Annotated in this window: 14 protein-coding genes; 9 read left to right on the forward strand and 5 right to left on the reverse strand. The window is 62.0% G+C overall.

Features of this window, described 5'->3' with window-relative positions:
* Positions 1-3: 3 nt before the first annotated feature.
* Positions 4-594, reverse strand: a complete 591-nt coding sequence (locus NKI25_RS21875; RefSeq protein ID WP_352590600.1) for a hypothetical protein — start codon at positions 592-594, stop codon at positions 4-6.
* A 347-nt stretch (positions 595-941) separates the two neighbouring features.
* Between NKI25_RS21875 and NKI25_RS21880 the strand changes: the two genes are divergently transcribed.
* The 4 genes from NKI25_RS21880 (at position 942) to NKI25_RS21895 (ending at position 6314) form a co-directional block, all read left to right on the forward strand.
* Positions 942-1571 carry an ATP-dependent Clp protease proteolytic subunit gene (locus tag NKI25_RS21880; protein ID WP_023674655.1) on the forward strand — a complete coding sequence of 210 codons (630 nt, stop codon included), beginning with the start codon at positions 942-944 and terminating at the stop codon, positions 1569-1571.
* A gap of 304 nt (positions 1572-1875) precedes the next feature.
* A complete protein-coding gene (gene clpX / locus NKI25_RS21885) occupies positions 1876-3150 on the forward strand; it encodes an ATP-dependent Clp protease ATP-binding subunit ClpX (RefSeq protein WP_006332719.1) in 1275 nt (424 codons plus the stop codon).
* 283 nt (positions 3151-3433) lie between these two features.
* Positions 3434-5845 carry an endopeptidase La gene (lon, locus tag NKI25_RS21890; RefSeq protein ID WP_023674656.1) on the forward strand — a complete coding sequence of 804 codons (2412 nt, stop codon included), beginning with the start codon at positions 3434-3436 and terminating at the stop codon, positions 5843-5845.
* Positions 5846-6041: 196 nt separating this feature from the next.
* Complete coding sequence (locus NKI25_RS21895; protein WP_023674657.1) at positions 6042-6314, forward strand: HU family DNA-binding protein; 273 nt, start codon at positions 6042-6044, stop codon at positions 6312-6314.
* Positions 6315-6402: 88 nt separating this feature from the next.
* Here the strand turns inward: NKI25_RS21895 and NKI25_RS21900 are convergent, their stop codons facing one another.
* Positions 6403-7425, reverse strand: coding sequence for an aldo/keto reductase (locus NKI25_RS21900; protein WP_352465572.1), 1023 nt, complete (start codon positions 7423-7425; stop codon positions 6403-6405).
* A gap of 183 nt (positions 7426-7608) precedes the next feature.
* Here NKI25_RS21900 and NKI25_RS21905 point away from each other — a divergent pair, with 183 nt between their 5' ends.
* Both NKI25_RS21905 and NKI25_RS21910 read left to right on the forward strand, forming a co-directional pair.
* On the forward strand, positions 7609-8175 hold the full coding sequence (locus NKI25_RS21905) for an SIS domain-containing protein (RefSeq protein ID WP_352465573.1): 567 nt from the start codon (positions 7609-7611) through the stop codon (positions 8173-8175).
* A gap of 5 nt (positions 8176-8180) precedes the next feature.
* On the forward strand, positions 8181-8924 hold the full coding sequence (locus NKI25_RS21910; protein WP_352999334.1) for a creatininase family protein: 744 nt from the start codon (positions 8181-8183) through the stop codon (positions 8922-8924).
* Positions 8925-8974: 50 nt separating this feature from the next.
* On the opposite strand, the gene NKI25_RS21915 is transcribed toward NKI25_RS21910, so the two are convergent.
* The 3 genes from NKI25_RS21915 to NKI25_RS21925 all read right to left on the reverse strand — a co-directional run bounded on the left by NKI25_RS21915 (position 8975) and on the right by NKI25_RS21925 (position 12820).
* Positions 8975-9892, reverse strand: coding sequence for a carbohydrate ABC transporter permease (locus NKI25_RS21915; RefSeq protein ID WP_352571443.1), 918 nt, complete (start codon positions 9890-9892; stop codon positions 8975-8977).
* A 13-nt stretch (positions 9893-9905) separates the two neighbouring features.
* The gene (locus NKI25_RS21920) at positions 9906-11027 is read right to left on the reverse strand and encodes a carbohydrate ABC transporter permease (protein ID WP_031211226.1); all 1122 of its coding nucleotides are present in this window, start codon (positions 11025-11027) and stop codon (positions 9906-9908) included.
* Positions 11028-11155: 128 nt separating this feature from the next.
* Positions 11156-12820 carry an ABC transporter substrate-binding protein gene (locus tag NKI25_RS21925; RefSeq protein ID WP_023674663.1) on the reverse strand — a complete coding sequence of 555 codons (1665 nt, stop codon included), beginning with the start codon at positions 12818-12820 and terminating at the stop codon, positions 11156-11158.
* Positions 12821-13113: 293 nt separating this feature from the next.
* On the opposite strand from NKI25_RS21925, the gene NKI25_RS21930 reads away from it, so the two are divergent.
* From NKI25_RS21930 to rbsK, 3 genes are read left to right on the forward strand one after another with little or no spacing between them, the layout of a single operon-like run.
* Complete coding sequence (locus NKI25_RS21930; RefSeq protein ID WP_352456634.1) at positions 13114-14172, forward strand: ABC transporter ATP-binding protein; 1059 nt, start codon at positions 13114-13116, stop codon at positions 14170-14172.
* Positions 14173-14203: 31 nt separating this feature from the next.
* A complete protein-coding gene (locus NKI25_RS21935; protein WP_352999336.1) occupies positions 14204-14656 on the forward strand; it encodes an RbsD/FucU family protein in 453 nt (150 codons plus the stop codon).
* Positions 14657-14660: 4 nt separating this feature from the next.
* Positions 14661-15602, forward strand: coding sequence for a ribokinase (gene rbsK / locus NKI25_RS21940; RefSeq protein WP_031211227.1), 942 nt, complete (start codon positions 14661-14663; stop codon positions 15600-15602).
* The last annotated feature ends 53 nt before the right edge of the window (positions 15603-15655 follow it).

Below are 15655 nucleotides of genomic sequence, written 5' to 3' on the forward strand. Positions count from 1 at the left end.
GCGCTAATACTGGCAATGCCTCGGAATATGCACGCGCCGCCAGCTCGACGAGCCCTCCCTGACCACCACGCGGCGAGCCACTGTCTGATAGGACGCCGGAATGTCGATGATGCGCCGTTGCTCCGGCCGCACGAGAACCTCTTCGGCGACGCTCTCGTATTCGGCGGGGAGGACAACGCGCCGCCGGCGTTCCGGCTCAACCACGACGATCTCGGCCACGCGTTCATAGCGCGCCTTGTGCCTGACCTTGCACAGCACCTTGCGGCCATCGATGATGCGCCATTCCCAGGAATAGCCGCCGTCATCGACCCTCACGGACCGGTAGATGGTGCGGGTGATGGCGGGCACGATCTCGTAGCTGACGCGCGCCGGCGCGATCTGCACCACGCGCTCACGCGTCCCGTAGATTGGCGCTTCATACTGCACCTGCTGGCCGGCTGGGCTGACGAGCACCTCCTCGTAGACGGTGTCGTAGACGGCCGGCCGATTGACCTGCTCGTAGCATTCGACCGCGCGTCCGCCGGCAGCCGTTTCGGACGCCATGCCGAGAACGCTGATGCCGGCAAGGGCCAAGGAAGCAACTTTCTTGATCATCGCACTCCCCCTGTTTGAACTGCGTGAAGCGAGTTCAACGTTGAATTGTAGGGTAAGCCGTGGCCGGAAAAAGCGGTTTCACCACTTTTCGTTAAGCGATGCGGTTAAGAAACTGCTAAACAACGGCCAAGCATGAGCGCCCCTTCCCACGGCAGGAGAGGGGCTGCCGGCACGGCGACAGGCGAAACTGGTTTGGAAACCTTGATTCGACTTAACCGGATGGCTAGGAGAGGCGGCCTTGCGCTAGGGTGAGCCGGCATCCTATTTACACAATAACGATCCAGAACCGATTCTGCCCGATTGCAAATCTCCGGCGCCGGAATCCCATCCTCAAAAAGGGATAGTCCATGAAGAACCCCGTCGAAACCTACATGAACCTCGTTCCGATGGTGGTCGAACAGACCAATCGCGGCGAGCGGGCCTACGACATTTTCTCGCGGCTCCTCAAGGAGCGCATCATTTTCATCACCGGCCCGGTCGAGGACGGCATGGCGACGCTGGTCTGCGCGCAGCTGCTGTTCCTCGAGGCGGAGAATCCGAAGAAGGAAATCAACCTCTATATCAACTCGCCCGGCGGCGTCGTCACCTCCGGCATGGCGATCTATGACACCATGCAGTTCATCAAGCCTGCCGTGTCGACGCTCTGCATCGGTCAGGCCGCCTCGATGGGCTCGCTGCTCTTGACGGCGGGCCACAAGGACATGCGCTTTGCCACGCCGAACGCCCGCATCATGGTCCACCAGCCTTCCGGCGGCTTCCAGGGCCAGGCTTCCGACATCGAGCGCCATGCCCAGGACATCATCAAGCTGAAGCGTCGCCTCAACGAGGTTTACGTCAAGCACACCGGCAAGAGCTACGATGAGATTGAAAAAACGCTCGACCGTGACCATTTCATGACTGCCGACGAGGCCAGGGATTTCGGCCTCATCGACAAGGTCATTTCGTCACGTGAGCCGGTCGAAGGTATTGCCTTATAGGCCCGCGGTGGCCCTGCGGTGGCAATGAGTGGCGGGATCACGCGCTTTTGGCGCAGCTTGCGGCATTTCGGCCACAATTGGCTGTTCCCTCGACGGGTGCAATTGCCTACGTTAAGGCTATGTTGATTTTCGACGGCTTAGCTTTGCGTGGGGTTGTTCGAATCATTGCCCCGTTTTCCGATTTGTGTTTCGTACGGAATGCGTTGCGGGAGCCGGGGCACTGGCGGCAGCGGATTCCCGCGATAGATTGAATATGCGCCCTTTCAACCAGACCATCGGCGGGCGGCCATGAAAGGACAGGAAAATGAGCAAGGTCGGCAACAACAGCGGTGATTCCAAGAACACGCTTTATTGCTCGTTTTGCGGCAAAAGCCAGCACGAAGTGCGCAAGCTGATCGCCGGGCCGACGGTGTTCATCTGCGACGAATGCGTCGAACTGTGCATGGACATCATCCGCGAGGAGAACAAGACCTCGATGGTGAAGTCGCGAGAGGGCGTGCCGACCCCACAGGAAATCCTCAAGGTTCTCGACGACTACGTCATCGGCCAGCCTTACGCCAAGCGCGTGCTGTCGGTGGCCGTCCACAACCACTACAAGCGCCTCGCCCATGCCGGCAAGAACAACGACGTCGAACTCGCGAAGTCTAACATCCTGCTGATCGGCCCGACCGGCTGCGGCAAGACGTTGCTGGCGCAGACGCTGGCCCGCATCATCGACGTCCCCTTCACCATGGCCGACGCGACGACGCTGACCGAGGCCGGCTATGTCGGCGAGGACGTCGAGAACATCATCCTGAAGCTGTTGCAGTCGGCCGACTACAATGTCGAGCGCGCCCAGCGCGGCATCGTCTATATCGACGAGATCGACAAGATCTCGCGCAAGTCGGACAATCCCTCGATCACCCGCGACGTCTCGGGCGAGGGCGTGCAGCAGGCACTTTTGAAGATCATGGAAGGCACTGTCGCCTCCGTGCCGCCGCAGGGCGGCAGGAAGCATCCGCAGCAGGAATTCCTGCAGGTCGACACCGCCAACATCCTGTTCATCTGCGGTGGCGCTTTCGCCGGCCTGGACAAGATCATCTCGGATCGCGGCAGGAAGACCTCGATCGGTTTCGGCGCCATCGTCGCTTCGCCCGAGGATCGCCGCACCGGCGATGTTTTCCGCCTGGTCGAGCCTGAGGATCTCTTGAAGTTCGGCCTCATTCCCGAGTTCGTCGGCCGTCTGCCTGTCCTGGCGACGCTGGAGGATCTCGACGAGCCGGCACTGATCCAGATCCTGACCGAGCCGAAGAACGCGCTGGTCAAGCAGTATCAGCGGCTGTTCGAGATGGAGAATGTCGACCTGACCTTCCACGAGAACGCGCTCTCGGCGATCGCCAAGCGCGCCATCGAGCGCAAGACCGGCGCGCGCGGCCTGCGTTCGATCATGGAAGCGATCCTGCTCGACACCATGTTCGAGCTGCCGGCGCTGGAAGGCGTGCGCGAAGTGGTTATTTCGGAAGAGGTGGTGTCAGGCAACGCCCGGCCGCTCTACATCTATTCCGAGCAGAAGGAAAAGAAGGGCAACGTCAGCGCCTGACGTGAGCCGGCAATGGATTTTTTTTCCGAAACGGCGCCGCAGGGCGCCGTTTTGCTGTCGCAGACCGCGTACGGCGCCGCGTAATGGCTGCGGATTGGAGGGACGGACCGTGTTGACCCTTGATCTTTACCCCCCGTGCCTCCAACTAATGGCAGAAGGCCGTGGTGCCGAATTCTGTGCTGTAAAACTCCCGTCACAAACGGTGGTAGGCGGAACGATCCCCGGTCGTTAATATGAGATTCGCGGTTGGCCGATTGGCGGCCGCGACATGAAAGGTTGGACAATGGCCAAATTATCCAAGGCTCCCAGCGACGGCGTCTTCGCAGTCCTCCCACTGCGCGACATCGTGGTGTTCCCGCACATGATCGTTCCGCTCTTCGTCGGGCGTGAAAAGTCGATCAAGGCGCTGGAAGAAGTGATGGGTCAGGAAAAGCAGATCCTGCTTGCGACCCAGATGAATGCCGCCGACGACGATCCGGAGCCCGATGCCATCTTTGACATCGGCACGCTCGCCAATGTGCTGCAATTGCTGAAACTGCCGGACGGCACCGTGAAGGTGCTGGTCGAAGGCGCCTCGCGCGCGAAAATCGTCGCGTTCACCGACCGTCCCGACTTCCATGAAGCCCGTGCTGCGGCGCTGGTCGAACCGGAGGAGGAAGAGGTCGAGGTCGAGGCGCTGGCCCGTTCCGTCGTCACCGACTTCGAGAACTACGTCAAGCTGAACAAGAAGATCTCGCCCGAAGTGGTGGGTGCCGCCAGCCAGATCGACGACTATTCCAAGCTCGCCGACACGGTCGCTTCGCATCTTGCCATCAAGATCCCCGAGAAGCAGGAGATGCTCGCCACGCTTTCCGTCAAGGAACGGCTGGAGAAGGCGATGGGCTTCATGGAAGCCGAAATCTCGGTGCTGCAGGTCGAGAAGCGCATCCGCTCGCGCGTCAAGCGCCAGATGGAGAAGACGCAGCGCGAATACTACCTCAACGAGCAGATGAAGGCGATCCAGAAGGAGCTCGGCGAGGGCGAGGACGGCCGCGACGAGGCCGCCGAGATCGAGGCGCGCATCAAGAAGACCAAGCTCTCCAAGGAGGCCCGCGAAAAAGCGGAAGCCGAACTGAAGAAGCTGCGGACGATGTCGCCGATGTCGGCTGAATCGACCGTCGTGCGCAACTATCTCGACTGGCTGCTGTCGATCCCGTGGGGCAGGAACTCCAAGGTCAAGCAGGATCTGGCCTTTGCCCAAAACGTGCTCGATACCGACCATTTCGGCCTCGACAAGGTCAAGGACCGCATCGTCGAATACCTCGCCGTGCAGAGCCGTCAGAAGAAGCTGAAGGGGCCGATCCTGTGCCTCGTCGGACCTCCCGGCGTCGGCAAGACCTCGCTCGGCAAGTCGATCGCCAAGGCGACCGGCCGTGAGTTCATCCGCATGGCGCTGGGCGGCGTGCGCGACGAGGCCGAGATCCGCGGTCACCGCCGCACCTATATCGGCTCGATGCCCGGCAAGGTCATCCAGTCGATGAAGAAGGCGAAGAAATCCAACCCGCTCTTCCTGCTCGACGAGATCGACAAGATGGGCCAGGATTTCCGCGGTGATCCGTCATCGGCTTTGCTCGAGGTGCTCGATCCCGAGCAGAATTCGACGTTCATGGACCATTACCTCGAGGTCGAATACGACCTGTCGAGCGTGATGTTCGTAACGACGGCGAACACGCTGAACATCCCTGCGCCCTTGATGGACCGCATGGAGATCATCCGTATCGCCGGCTACACCGAGGACGAGAAGATCGAGATCGCCAAGCGTCACCTGATGCCCAAGGTGATCCGCGACCACGCGTTGCAGCCGAAGGAATTCTCCGTCGGCGAGGACGCGATCCGCGGCATCATCCAGACCTACACCCGTGAAGCGGGCGTCAGGAGCCTGGAGCGCGAGCTGATGAAGCTCGGGCGCAAGGCGGTGACCGAGATCCTGAAGACGAAGAAGAAGACGATCAACATCACGGCGGACAATCTTGCCGATTATCTTGGTGTTCCGCGCTTCCGCTTCGGCCAGGTCGAGAGCGACGATCAGGTCGGCGTGGTCACCGGGCTCGCCTGGACGGAAGTCGGCGGCGAGCTGTTGACGGTGGAAGGTGTCATGATGCCCGGCAAGGGCCGCATGACCGTGACCGGCAATCTGCGCGACGTTATGAAGGAATCGATTTCGGCGGCGGCGTCCTACGTCCGCTCGCGGGCCATCGATTTCGGCGTCGAGCCGCCGCTGTTCGACAAGCGCGATATCCACGTCCACGTGCCGGAAGGCGCAACGCCCAAGGACGGACCGTCGGCTGGCGTGGCGATGGCGACGGCGATCGTCTCGGTGCTGACCGGAATCCCGGTCAAGGCCGATGTGGCGATGACCGGCGAGATCACGCTGCGCGGCAGGGTGCTGCCGATCGGCGGCCTCAAGGAGAAGCTGCTTGCCGCACTTCGCGGCGGCATCAAGAAGGTGCTGATCCCGGAAGAGAACGCCAAGGATCTGGCGGAGATTCCGGAGAACGTGAAGAGCGGCATGGAGATCATTCCGGTCTCACGGGTTGGCGAAGTGTTGCGCCATGCGCTGGTGCGCATGCCGGAACCGATCCAGTGGGTTGAACCCGTCAATGCGCCGGCCGTGGTCGATGTCGGGGACGAAGCTGGTAAATCGCTGGCGCATTAGCTCTTGCTAAAGTTGCAATGCACAAAGAGAGAGCCGGGCCTTGAGCCCGGCTTTTTCATGTGAAGAACCCCGGATTTCCGGGCTTTTTTCGACTTTCCCGGCGCTTTTCGACTTGGTTGCCGGAGCGCTTCTTTCTAAAGTCCGTTTCCTGCCGGATGAGTCGAGTGTTCCGGTTTTCTCATGGAAGGGAATTTTTATGAACAAGAACGAACTGGTGTCCGCTGTCGCCGATGCCGCGAGTATTTCGAAGGGTGACGCGCAGTCGGCGGTTGATGCGGTGTTTTCCGTCATCACCGGCGAACTGAAAAAGGGCGGCGATGTCCGGCTTGTCGGCTTCGGAAATTTCACCGTGTCACAACGCGCCGCGTCGACCGGCCGCAATCCGCAGACCGGTGCGGAAGTGAAGATCCCGGCGCGCACCGTGCCGAAGTTCTCGGCCGGCAAGGGCCTCAAGGACGCGGTCAACTAAGCGCCTCCTTAAGTCTTTCAGAGAAAAGAAAAGCCGCTATATCCGGTTTTTCTTTTCTGTGCCCGCAGCGTCGTTGGAAAAGGCGGCGCTATGCCGTCGGCGCGTCAGTGCGCATCAAGCCTTCCTTCTTGAGATCGGCCCACAGCGCCGATGGCGGTTTCGCGTCGAGCAGCGAGCGATTGCTTTCGACTTCGCCCGGCCGCTGGCCGCCGGGGATTACCGAGACGACCGAAGGATGCAGCAGCGGGAACTGCAGCGCCGCCTCGATCAGGCGCACGCCGTGGCGCTTGCAGACGGCCTCGATGCGGGTGACGCGGTCGATGATGTCCTGCGGCGCCTCCGAATAGTTGTAGTAGGCGCCGGGCTTCGGCCCGGTTGCCAGGATGCCGGAATTGTACGGCCCGCCGAGAACGATGCCGATGCCGCGTTGCTGGCATAGCGGCAGGAAAGACTGCAGCGCTTCCTGCTCCAGCAGCGTGTAACGCCCGGCAAGCAGGAACAGATCGAAATCGCCGCGCTCGGCCAGCGTCTGGGCAACCGGCCACTCGTTGATGCCGCCGCCGAACGCCTTGATCACGCCCTGGTCGCGCAATGCTAGCAATCCGTAATAGCCGGAGCTCATGAATTCCTGGATGCGCTGGTCCGAGGCTTCCTTGCTGCCATGGGTGAAGATGTCGACATCATGCACGAAGAGGATGTCGATGCGGTCGACGCCGAGTCGTTCCAGCGAGGCTTCGAAGGAGCGCATGACGCCGTCATAGCTGTAATCGTAGACCTCGCGGCGCGATGGGGTGTCGAAGAATTTGCCGATGCCGGTGCGCTGTTCCGGCGGGCAGGCGCGCATGATGCGCCCGACTTTGCTGGACAGCACGTAGTCGTCGCGCTTCTTCGAACGCAGGAACGGATTGAGTCGCGTTTCGGCTAGGCCCAGCCCATAGAGCGGCGCGGTATCGTAGTAGCGGCAGCCGACCCGCCATGCCGCCTCCAGCGTAGCATTGGCATCCTCGTCGGAGACGGCGCGGTAGAGATTGCCGAGCGGCGCAGTGCCGAAGCCGAGCTCGGTGAAGGTGATGCCGCCATTACCGATGCGGTCGAAATGCCGTGTCTTCATATGCTGTCGTTTCCTCATTTGGATTTGCCGTGACACTATCACGGCTGTAGCGCATCAAAAGCACTGCGTGTCGTTGGACACCGATTTTCGCGGTGATAGCATGAGTGAAAACAAGCTGTTCGGGGCAGAGGTGACTAAGATATTCAAATGGTTCTCCGGCACCTGCAAGCTGGTGCAAATGTTATGACGGACGCCGGCGAAAACCTGTTTGGGATTGCGCTGAACGAGCTTGGCACCGTGCTGGAGCGTATCGACGCAAGCCGCATCGACGCCGCTTGCGCCATCCTGGCTGGCGCGAAAAAGATCGTCACCTATGGCTGCGGCCGCGAGGCGCTGCAGGTCCAGGGTTTTGCCATGCGGCTCTACCATCTCGGTCTGCCGGTGTCGGTCGTCGGCGACATGACCACGCCGCCGCTGGGCGAGGCCGATGTCTTCCTCGCAAGTTCCGGCCCGGGTGAGACGTCGACCGTGCTGACCTTGATGCAGGTCGCGCGCGAGGCCGGTACCACAGTCCTGCTGCTCACCGCGCAAGCCGACAGCACTGCCGCGAAGCTGGCCGATTTCGCACTGCTTATCCCGGCTCAGACCATGGCCGACGACCAGGGTCCCGAAAAGACATCCGTCCTGCCGATGGGCTCGGTTTTCGAAGGCGCGCTGTTCGTCCTCTTCGAAGTGATGGTGCTGAAGCTCAGGGATCTGACCGGCGTCTCGCCGGAAGCGATGCGCGCCCGCCACACCAATATGGAGTAGGTGTCATGCGCTACGAATTGATGCTGCCGCATCAGATACGCAAGGTGATCGCCGAAAACTGGCCGGTCGTGTTGCCGCTCGGTGTGCTTGAATATCACGGCGAGCACATGGCCGTCGGCATGGACACGCTGGCGGTGGTCAAGAGCCTGGAACTGTTCGAAAAAGAAGCCGAAATCGTCATTCTGCCGCCCTTCCATTACGGCGCGGCGAGCTATGCTGTTGCAGCACCGGAGGGCAGTGGTTCGCTGCAGGTCGGCGGCAATGTGCTGGCGCCATTTGCGGAAGAACTGTTCTATAGCCTGCTGCGCGTCGGCTTCCGCAACATCCACGCCATCATTCACCACCAGACCGAAAATTTTGCCGCCGGCATGCCAACCGATCTCGCCTTCAAGGCCGCCGGCCGGCAGGCGATCTTCCGCTTCCTGGAGAAAGAACGTGGCGAAGGCTGGTGGGGCTCTCCGGCGATGGCCGACTATTATGCCGAGCACGCCGAGGGCAGCAATTTCTTCAACTGGGTGCAGGTGCATCCGCTGATGCCGGCTTCAATGCACAGCCGGTACCCGTTCGACCATGCCGGCACCGGCGAGACGTCACTGATGCTGGCGCTGTGCCCGGAAGCGGTCGATGCCGGCCGCGTCGCCGACAACACCGGCTGGTACACGGCAAGTGCGCCCGAAGCCTCGGCGGAATTGGGGCAAAAAGGGGTTGCCATGATCCTCGAGCATTTGCGGGCAACACTTTCGGGTTAGCGCACTTTTCCCTTCTCCCACAACAAGGGGAGAAGGGAGAACCGGCGCAGTTATTTCACCGCGCCCGCTGTCATGCCCATGATCAGGTAACGCTCGAGCGCGATGCCGATGACGGCGAGCGGTGTGATGGCGGCGGTGGCAAGCGCTGCCATCGACCACCAGTTGATGCCTTGTGAGCCGGTCTGGCTGGCCACCATGACAGGAATGGTCTTTGCGTCGGTCGAGGTCAAAAGCGCGGCGAAGAAATACTCGTTCCAGCACAGCACCATCGCCAGGATGAAGGCGGCGACCATGCCCGGCAGCGCGATCGGCATGACGATGCGCAAGAAGGCGCCCCAGATCGACAGGCCGTCGACGAGTGCTGCCTCCTCCAGCTCCACCGGAATGGAGTTGAACTGGTCGCGCATGATCCAGATGACGATCGGCAGCACCATCAGCGTGTAGAGCAGGATCAGCCCGACGCGCGTGTCGAGCAGGCCGACCTCCCGGTAAAGCACGAGGAAGGGCAGGGCCAAAACCACCGGCGGCAGGATCAGCTGTGACAGGAAGAAGAAGGAAATATCCTCGTTCCTGAACCAGGCGAACTTGTAACGATAGCGGGTCAGCCCGTAGGCGGCGAGGCTGCCGATGACGATGGCGAGGCTCGACGCACCGACCGAAGTGATGACCGAATTCATGAAGCGCTTGATAAACTCGTCGCGAACCGTCGACGTCCGAAAGATCGAGTCCGGCGACAGACCGAGCGAACGCCAGCCCTTCCAGTCGGGTTTGAAATCGAGAAACGGGATCAGATGGCCCTGGGTGACGTCGACCGCGGTCTTGAACGAAGTGGTTATCGTCCAATAGATCGGGAACAGGCAGATGAAAGCCCAGAAGATGAGCGCGCCATAGATGAAGACGCGGTTGGCGACGAAGCTCGCCGGCGAGCGGATTTCGGAAGCGGCATAGTCGGTGGTCTGAACGCTCATCTTGCCAGCCCGATCAGTTGACGTTGCGCACGAAGCGGCTGGCGAATTTCAGCAGCCAGGTCACGAACACGATGATGATGATCAAATAGGCCATCGCCAGCATCGTGCCGTAGCCGACGTTCGAGCGGTCGCGATATTCGCGGTAGATGAAACTGGACACCGAATCGGTCGCGCCGCCGGGGCCGCCGGAGGTGACGGTGATGATGATATCGGCGAGCTTCAGCTTGAAGATGATGCGCAGGATGACCGCCGTCACCGACACCGGCAGCATCAGCGGGAAGGTGACCTGCCAGAAGGTCTGCCAGGCAGTGGCGCCATCGACACGCGCTGCCTCGAGCACCTCGCGCGACATCGCCTGCAGGCCGGCGAGCAGCATGATCATCATGAACGGGATGAACGTCCACGCGTCGAGCACCATGATCGAGATGCGGGCGGTGATCGGGTTGGAGAAGAAGGCGGGGTTTTCCCAGCCGAGATGCCGCGCTAGTGTCGCGGCCGGCCCGAAGCGGTATTCCATCAGCGACTTGCCGATCATCCACGACACCGCCACCGGCGACAGCATCAGCGGCATGAGAAACACGACGCGGAAGAATTTTCGCGCCCGGATCTGCGCGTTGAGCAGCAGCGCCAGGCCGAAGGCGATGACATATTCGACGAACACCGCCAGCACGTAGAGCACCATGTTGAACAGCGCGTTGCGATAATAGGCGTCGTTCAGCATCTGCCAGAAATTGTCGAGCCCGTTGAACTGCCGTCCGCTGAAGGAACTGAGGTTCCAGTCGGTCAGCGCGATATAGAAGCCGAACAGCGTCGGGAAGATCACCATGGCAATGGTAAACAGCAGCGCCGGCAGCAGGAACAGCGCGCGCTGGCCGTCCTCGCCGCGCGTCAGTACCTGGCCGATGCCGAGCGCGACACCCCACAGCACGTAGGCGTAGACCACCGGCCGCCAGGTCTCGAAGCCGATAGTGTCGACCTCGCTCTTGTAGAGGATTTGCAGTGCGATCACCGCCAGAAGGCCGAGCGTCGCAGCAGCCATCAGAGCCCAGCCAAGCCGTTTGCGGCTCCGCGGTATCAGGTCGGATGGCACGGCGCCTGCCGGCCATTCACTTGTCGACAAAGTCTGGTCAGCCAGGGTCCGGTCAGCCACGCGTTCTTGCCCGTTCACAGGAGGCTCGATGACCGGCCGAGCCGGTCGAGGCCAAGTCGGTCAAGGTGAGGTCCGGCGGCTGTGCGCCGCCGAACCAGTTTCACTATCTCAGCCTACATGCCGAGCGAGGCCTTGTAGAGCTTGACCTGTTTGTCGCGGCCGATCTGGTCGGTCAGCTTCTCCCAGGCGGCTGCGATGGCGTCGGCGCCTTCCTGCGCCTTCATCTTGCCGGCAAAGGTGTTGGCCAAAATGTCCTCGGCGGCGCTGTAGTACTGGAAGATGCCGGGGATGCGCGGCTCGATCGCCGCGTTCGGATGGTTGTAGCTGTCGGCTTCCGACTTCAGATACGAGGTGATGAACGCCTCGTCGTAGCCCGCCGCCACCCATTCCGGAATGTTGAAATGCGAGTTGCGATAGGGCTGGAAACCCGACGGATAGGCCGCGCACCAGAGCGACAGGTCCTTGCCGCCGAGATGGGCAGCGGCAGACCATGCCGCCTTCTTCTTCTTTTCGTCGCTGTCGACGCGGGCCATGACATAAACGCCCCAGCCGAGATAGGCGCAGTTCGGTGCATGGTTCGGGCCGCTGGCGAGCTTGTCCCACTGGCCGGTCTTGGAGTTGTAGACATCGTCCGAGCCCGGCAGGATCGAGAAGCCGGTGATGTCGCCGACGACCGAGGAATCGTTGGTCTTGACGTTCGAACCGACGTCGCCCCACCAGGTAACCATCGAACCGGTGCCTGCCAAGAATTGCTGGAAGGCGGTGGTGTTCGGGTCGGCGTTGATCTGGTCGGCAGGTTCGGAGGGCAGGGCATCGATGACGTCCTGGATCGCCCGCACCCATGCCGGATTGTTGACGCGCGGCTTCATCGTGTCGGCATCGAACAGCCAGGCCTTGTCGTCGGGATGCTTGGCGTAGGCGCTGGCGCGGCTGCCGAGGAAATAAAAGCCGAAACCGCCCCAGGGCTTGGGCGCATCGAGATAGCCAAAGACATCCTGGCCCTTCACCTGCTTGCCCTTGAGGAATTTCGTCACCGCCTGCACCTGCTGCCAGGTCTTCGGCACGCCCCATTCGCCTTCTCCGCCGCCGTCCTTCCAGGCCTTGGCGAGGTCGGCATCGGCAAACACGTCGGTGCGGTAGTTGAAGTTATGCGCGTCGCCGTCAACGGTCACGCGATATTGCTTGCCGTCCCATGTGCCCACCGGCGGCTGCAGATAGGCCACGACATCCTTCATGTCGATCTGGTCCTTGACCCAGTCCGGCATCTCGGAGGTGAGACCCTTGCCGCAGACGTCGCCTTCGAACGGTGCCCCCATTTCGATGATGTCGAAATCGACGGTGCCGGTCGCGATCGACTGCTGCAGGCGGGCGTTGTAGTCAGCCTGCGCCAGGTCGATCCAGTTGATCTTGGCGCCGGTATAGGTCTCCCACGGCTTCAGGAAGCCGCGAAACAGCACATTGTGCAGGTTCTGGTTGTTGAGGCCCATGAAGGTGAGTTCGACACCGGCGAATTCGCCTTCCTTGACATTGGCCTTGGTGGCGCCAAGGCAAAGCTCGCCGACCTGCTGGAAGTCGGCATCGGTCGGCTGACCCTTGCCGACACCCGGGATCTGCAGGATCTGCGCACGCAGGTCGTCGGCGGCCGCAGCCGTGCGCGTCAGCGCACCAAGTCCGGCGCTTGAGGCCGCCGCGAGGGCGGCCATGCTGGCCGCTCCCTTCAGCACGTCGCGGCGGGTGGCCCCGGCGCGGACAAGTTGGTTATAAAGGCTGACTTTCATTTCGTTCCTCCCAGAAGGTCAATTGTGAATTGGTTCAGATGGTGGAGCGCCGATTATGTTCCCCAACGACAGCGACTCCCGTAAATAGCGGCCCGAATTCTCCCTCCCGCGACGCTTGGCATTCAGTGCCGGACAAGCGTACCGGTGCGCCCGGAACAGGGTCATAAGCCGGACACTGTCACTATTCGCACAACGAAGTGCGGTGTCAACGTGAATGGGTTTTTTATCTATAAGAGACTGACTTGCCCTCGCCGTTTGCGTTGTTTAGCTTCACGGCAACTGAAGGGGGAATGATGGCTCAAGTCGCGATCCGCAATGTGGCCAAGGCGTTCGGAACCGTCAAGGTTCTGCACGATGTCAGCGTCGACATCGCCGACGGGCAGTTCGTGGTGCTGGTCGGGCCTTCCGGCTGCGGCAAGTCCACGCTGCTGAGGATGGTGGCCGGGCTGGAAACGGTCTCCGGCGGCACCATCGCCATCGGCGAGCGCGTCGTCAACCATCTGCCGCCGGCCAAGCGCGACATCGCCATGGTGTTCCAGAACTACGCGCTCTATCCGCACAAGACGGTCGAGCAGAACATGGCCTTTGCTCTCAAGCTGCGCAAAACCGACCCGGCGGTGGTCACTGAGCGGGTCAAGCGCGCCGCCGACATCCTCGACCTCAATCCCTACCTCAAGCGCTATCCGCGCCAGCTCTCTGGCGGCCAGCGCCAGCGCGTCGCCATGGGCCGCGCCATCGTGCGCAACCCGCAGGTGTTCCTCTTCGACGAGCCGCTCTCCAATCTCGACGCCAAGCTGCGTGTCCAGATGCGCACCGAGATCAAGGAACTGCACCAGCGGCTGAAGACCACCACCATCTACGTCACCCACGACCAGATCGAGGCCATGACCATGGCCGACAAGATCGTGGTGATGCGCGACGGTCGCATCGAACAGGTCGGCGCGCCGCTGGAATTATTCGACCGGCCGGCCAACCTGTTCGTCGCCGGCTTCATCGGCTCGCCCTCGATGAACCTGCTCAAGGGCGTCGTGCGCAAGGGCGACAAGCCCGTCGTCGAGATCGCCGGGACGCCGTTCCCGATTGCGGCAACCAGTGCCGTCGAGGATGGCCGTAATGTCGTCTACGGCGTGCGGCCCGAGCATCTCGAAATCCATCCCGATGGTGTTCCGGCGAAGATTTCGGTGGTCGAGCCGACCGGTTCCGAGACTTTGGTGTTCCTGCGCTTCGGCGAGGGCGAGATGGTGGCGCTGTTCCGTGAGCGCCACGACTTCAAGCCGGGCGACACACTGCACCTGAAACCGCGGCTCGACCAGGTGCATCTCTTCGACGCAGAGACCGGCAAGCGTCTCTGATTTCGCCCCAGCAAACTTCGCGAGGAATACCATGCTCAAAGGAATCGATCCGCTGCTCAATGCCGATGTGCTGCAGGCGCTGCGGGCGATGGGCCACGGTGACGATCTGATTATCGCCGACACCAATTTCCCGTCCGATTCGGTGGCGCGCCAGACCGTGCTTGGCCGGCTGCTGCGCATCGATGCGTCGGCGGCCGACGTGGTCAAGGCGGTACTGTCGCTCTATCCGCTGGACACCTTCGTCGACGACGCGGTCGCGCGCATGGAGATCGTCGGCAAGCCGGACGACATTCCCGCCGTGCAGCAGGAAGTGCAAAAAGAGATCGATGCCGCCGAGGGCAAGGCCTGGCCAATGATCTCGGTCGAGCGCTACGCCTTCTACGAACGCGCCAAGAAGGCCTATTGCGTCATCCAGACCGGCGAGCGCCGCTTCTATGGCTGTTTTGCGTTCCGCAAGGGCGTCGTGCCACCGGATGCGGAGTAGCGGCATGCCGGCGAAACCGATCGTCATGAAGCCGGTTGTCATATTGGGCGTCTTCGTCGCCGATACGGCCTACCGCGCCGCCCGCCAGCCGCGCATGGGCGAGACGATCCTGGGCACGTCCTTCACGCTCGGCCCCGGCGGCAAGGGCTCGAACCAGGCGGTGGCAGCCGGCCGGCTCGGCGCCGATATCACCTTCCTTACCCGCCTCGGCGTCGATCCCTTTGCCGATATGGCGAGACAGACCTGGTCGCACGCCGGCGTGAAGAGCGCCGTCATCGACACGCCGGAAAGCTACACCGGTGCCGCCTATATCTTCATCGAGGAGACGAGCGGCAACAACGCGATCATCGTCAGCCCTGGTGCGGCGATGCTGATCTCGCCCGCCGATATCGAGGCAAATGCCGGCCTGATCCGCGCGGCCGGCGTTTTCGTCACCCAGCTCGAACAGCCGATCGAGGCGGCGCTGGGGGCGCTGGAGATCGCGCGCGGGGCAGGGGTGACCACCATCCTCAACCCGGCGCCGGCGGCCAGGCTTCCGGACCGTATCTACACGCTTTGCGACTATGTCACGCCGAACGAGACTGAGGCCGAGGAACTGACCGGCATCAAGGTATCCTCCATCGACGATGCCCGCCGTGCCGCCGACAGCCTGCTCGAGAAGGGCGTGGGCGCTGTAATCGTGACGCTCGGCGAAAAGGGCGCGCTGCTGCACACGGCCGACCGTTCCGAGCATGTCGCAGCGGTCGCCGCCGGCCCGGTCATCGAGACCACGGGTGCGGGCGACGCCTTCAATGGCGGCCTGGCTGCGGCGCTGTCGAGGGGGATGGAACCCCTGCAGGCGGTGCGCTTCGCTTGCGCCGTCGCAGGCATTTCGGTGACGCGCCCGGGCACCGCGCCGTCCATGCCGACGCTGCAGGAGGTCGAGGCGCTGCTCGCCGAGGGGTGAGACCGTATGGATTACATCATGAACGAAGACGGTTTTTGACAAATCAACGTCGA

It is taken from the genome of Mesorhizobium sp. M0808, assembly GCF_040320025.1.
Taxonomy (GTDB): Bacteria; Pseudomonadota; Alphaproteobacteria; order Rhizobiales; family Rhizobiaceae; genus Mesorhizobium.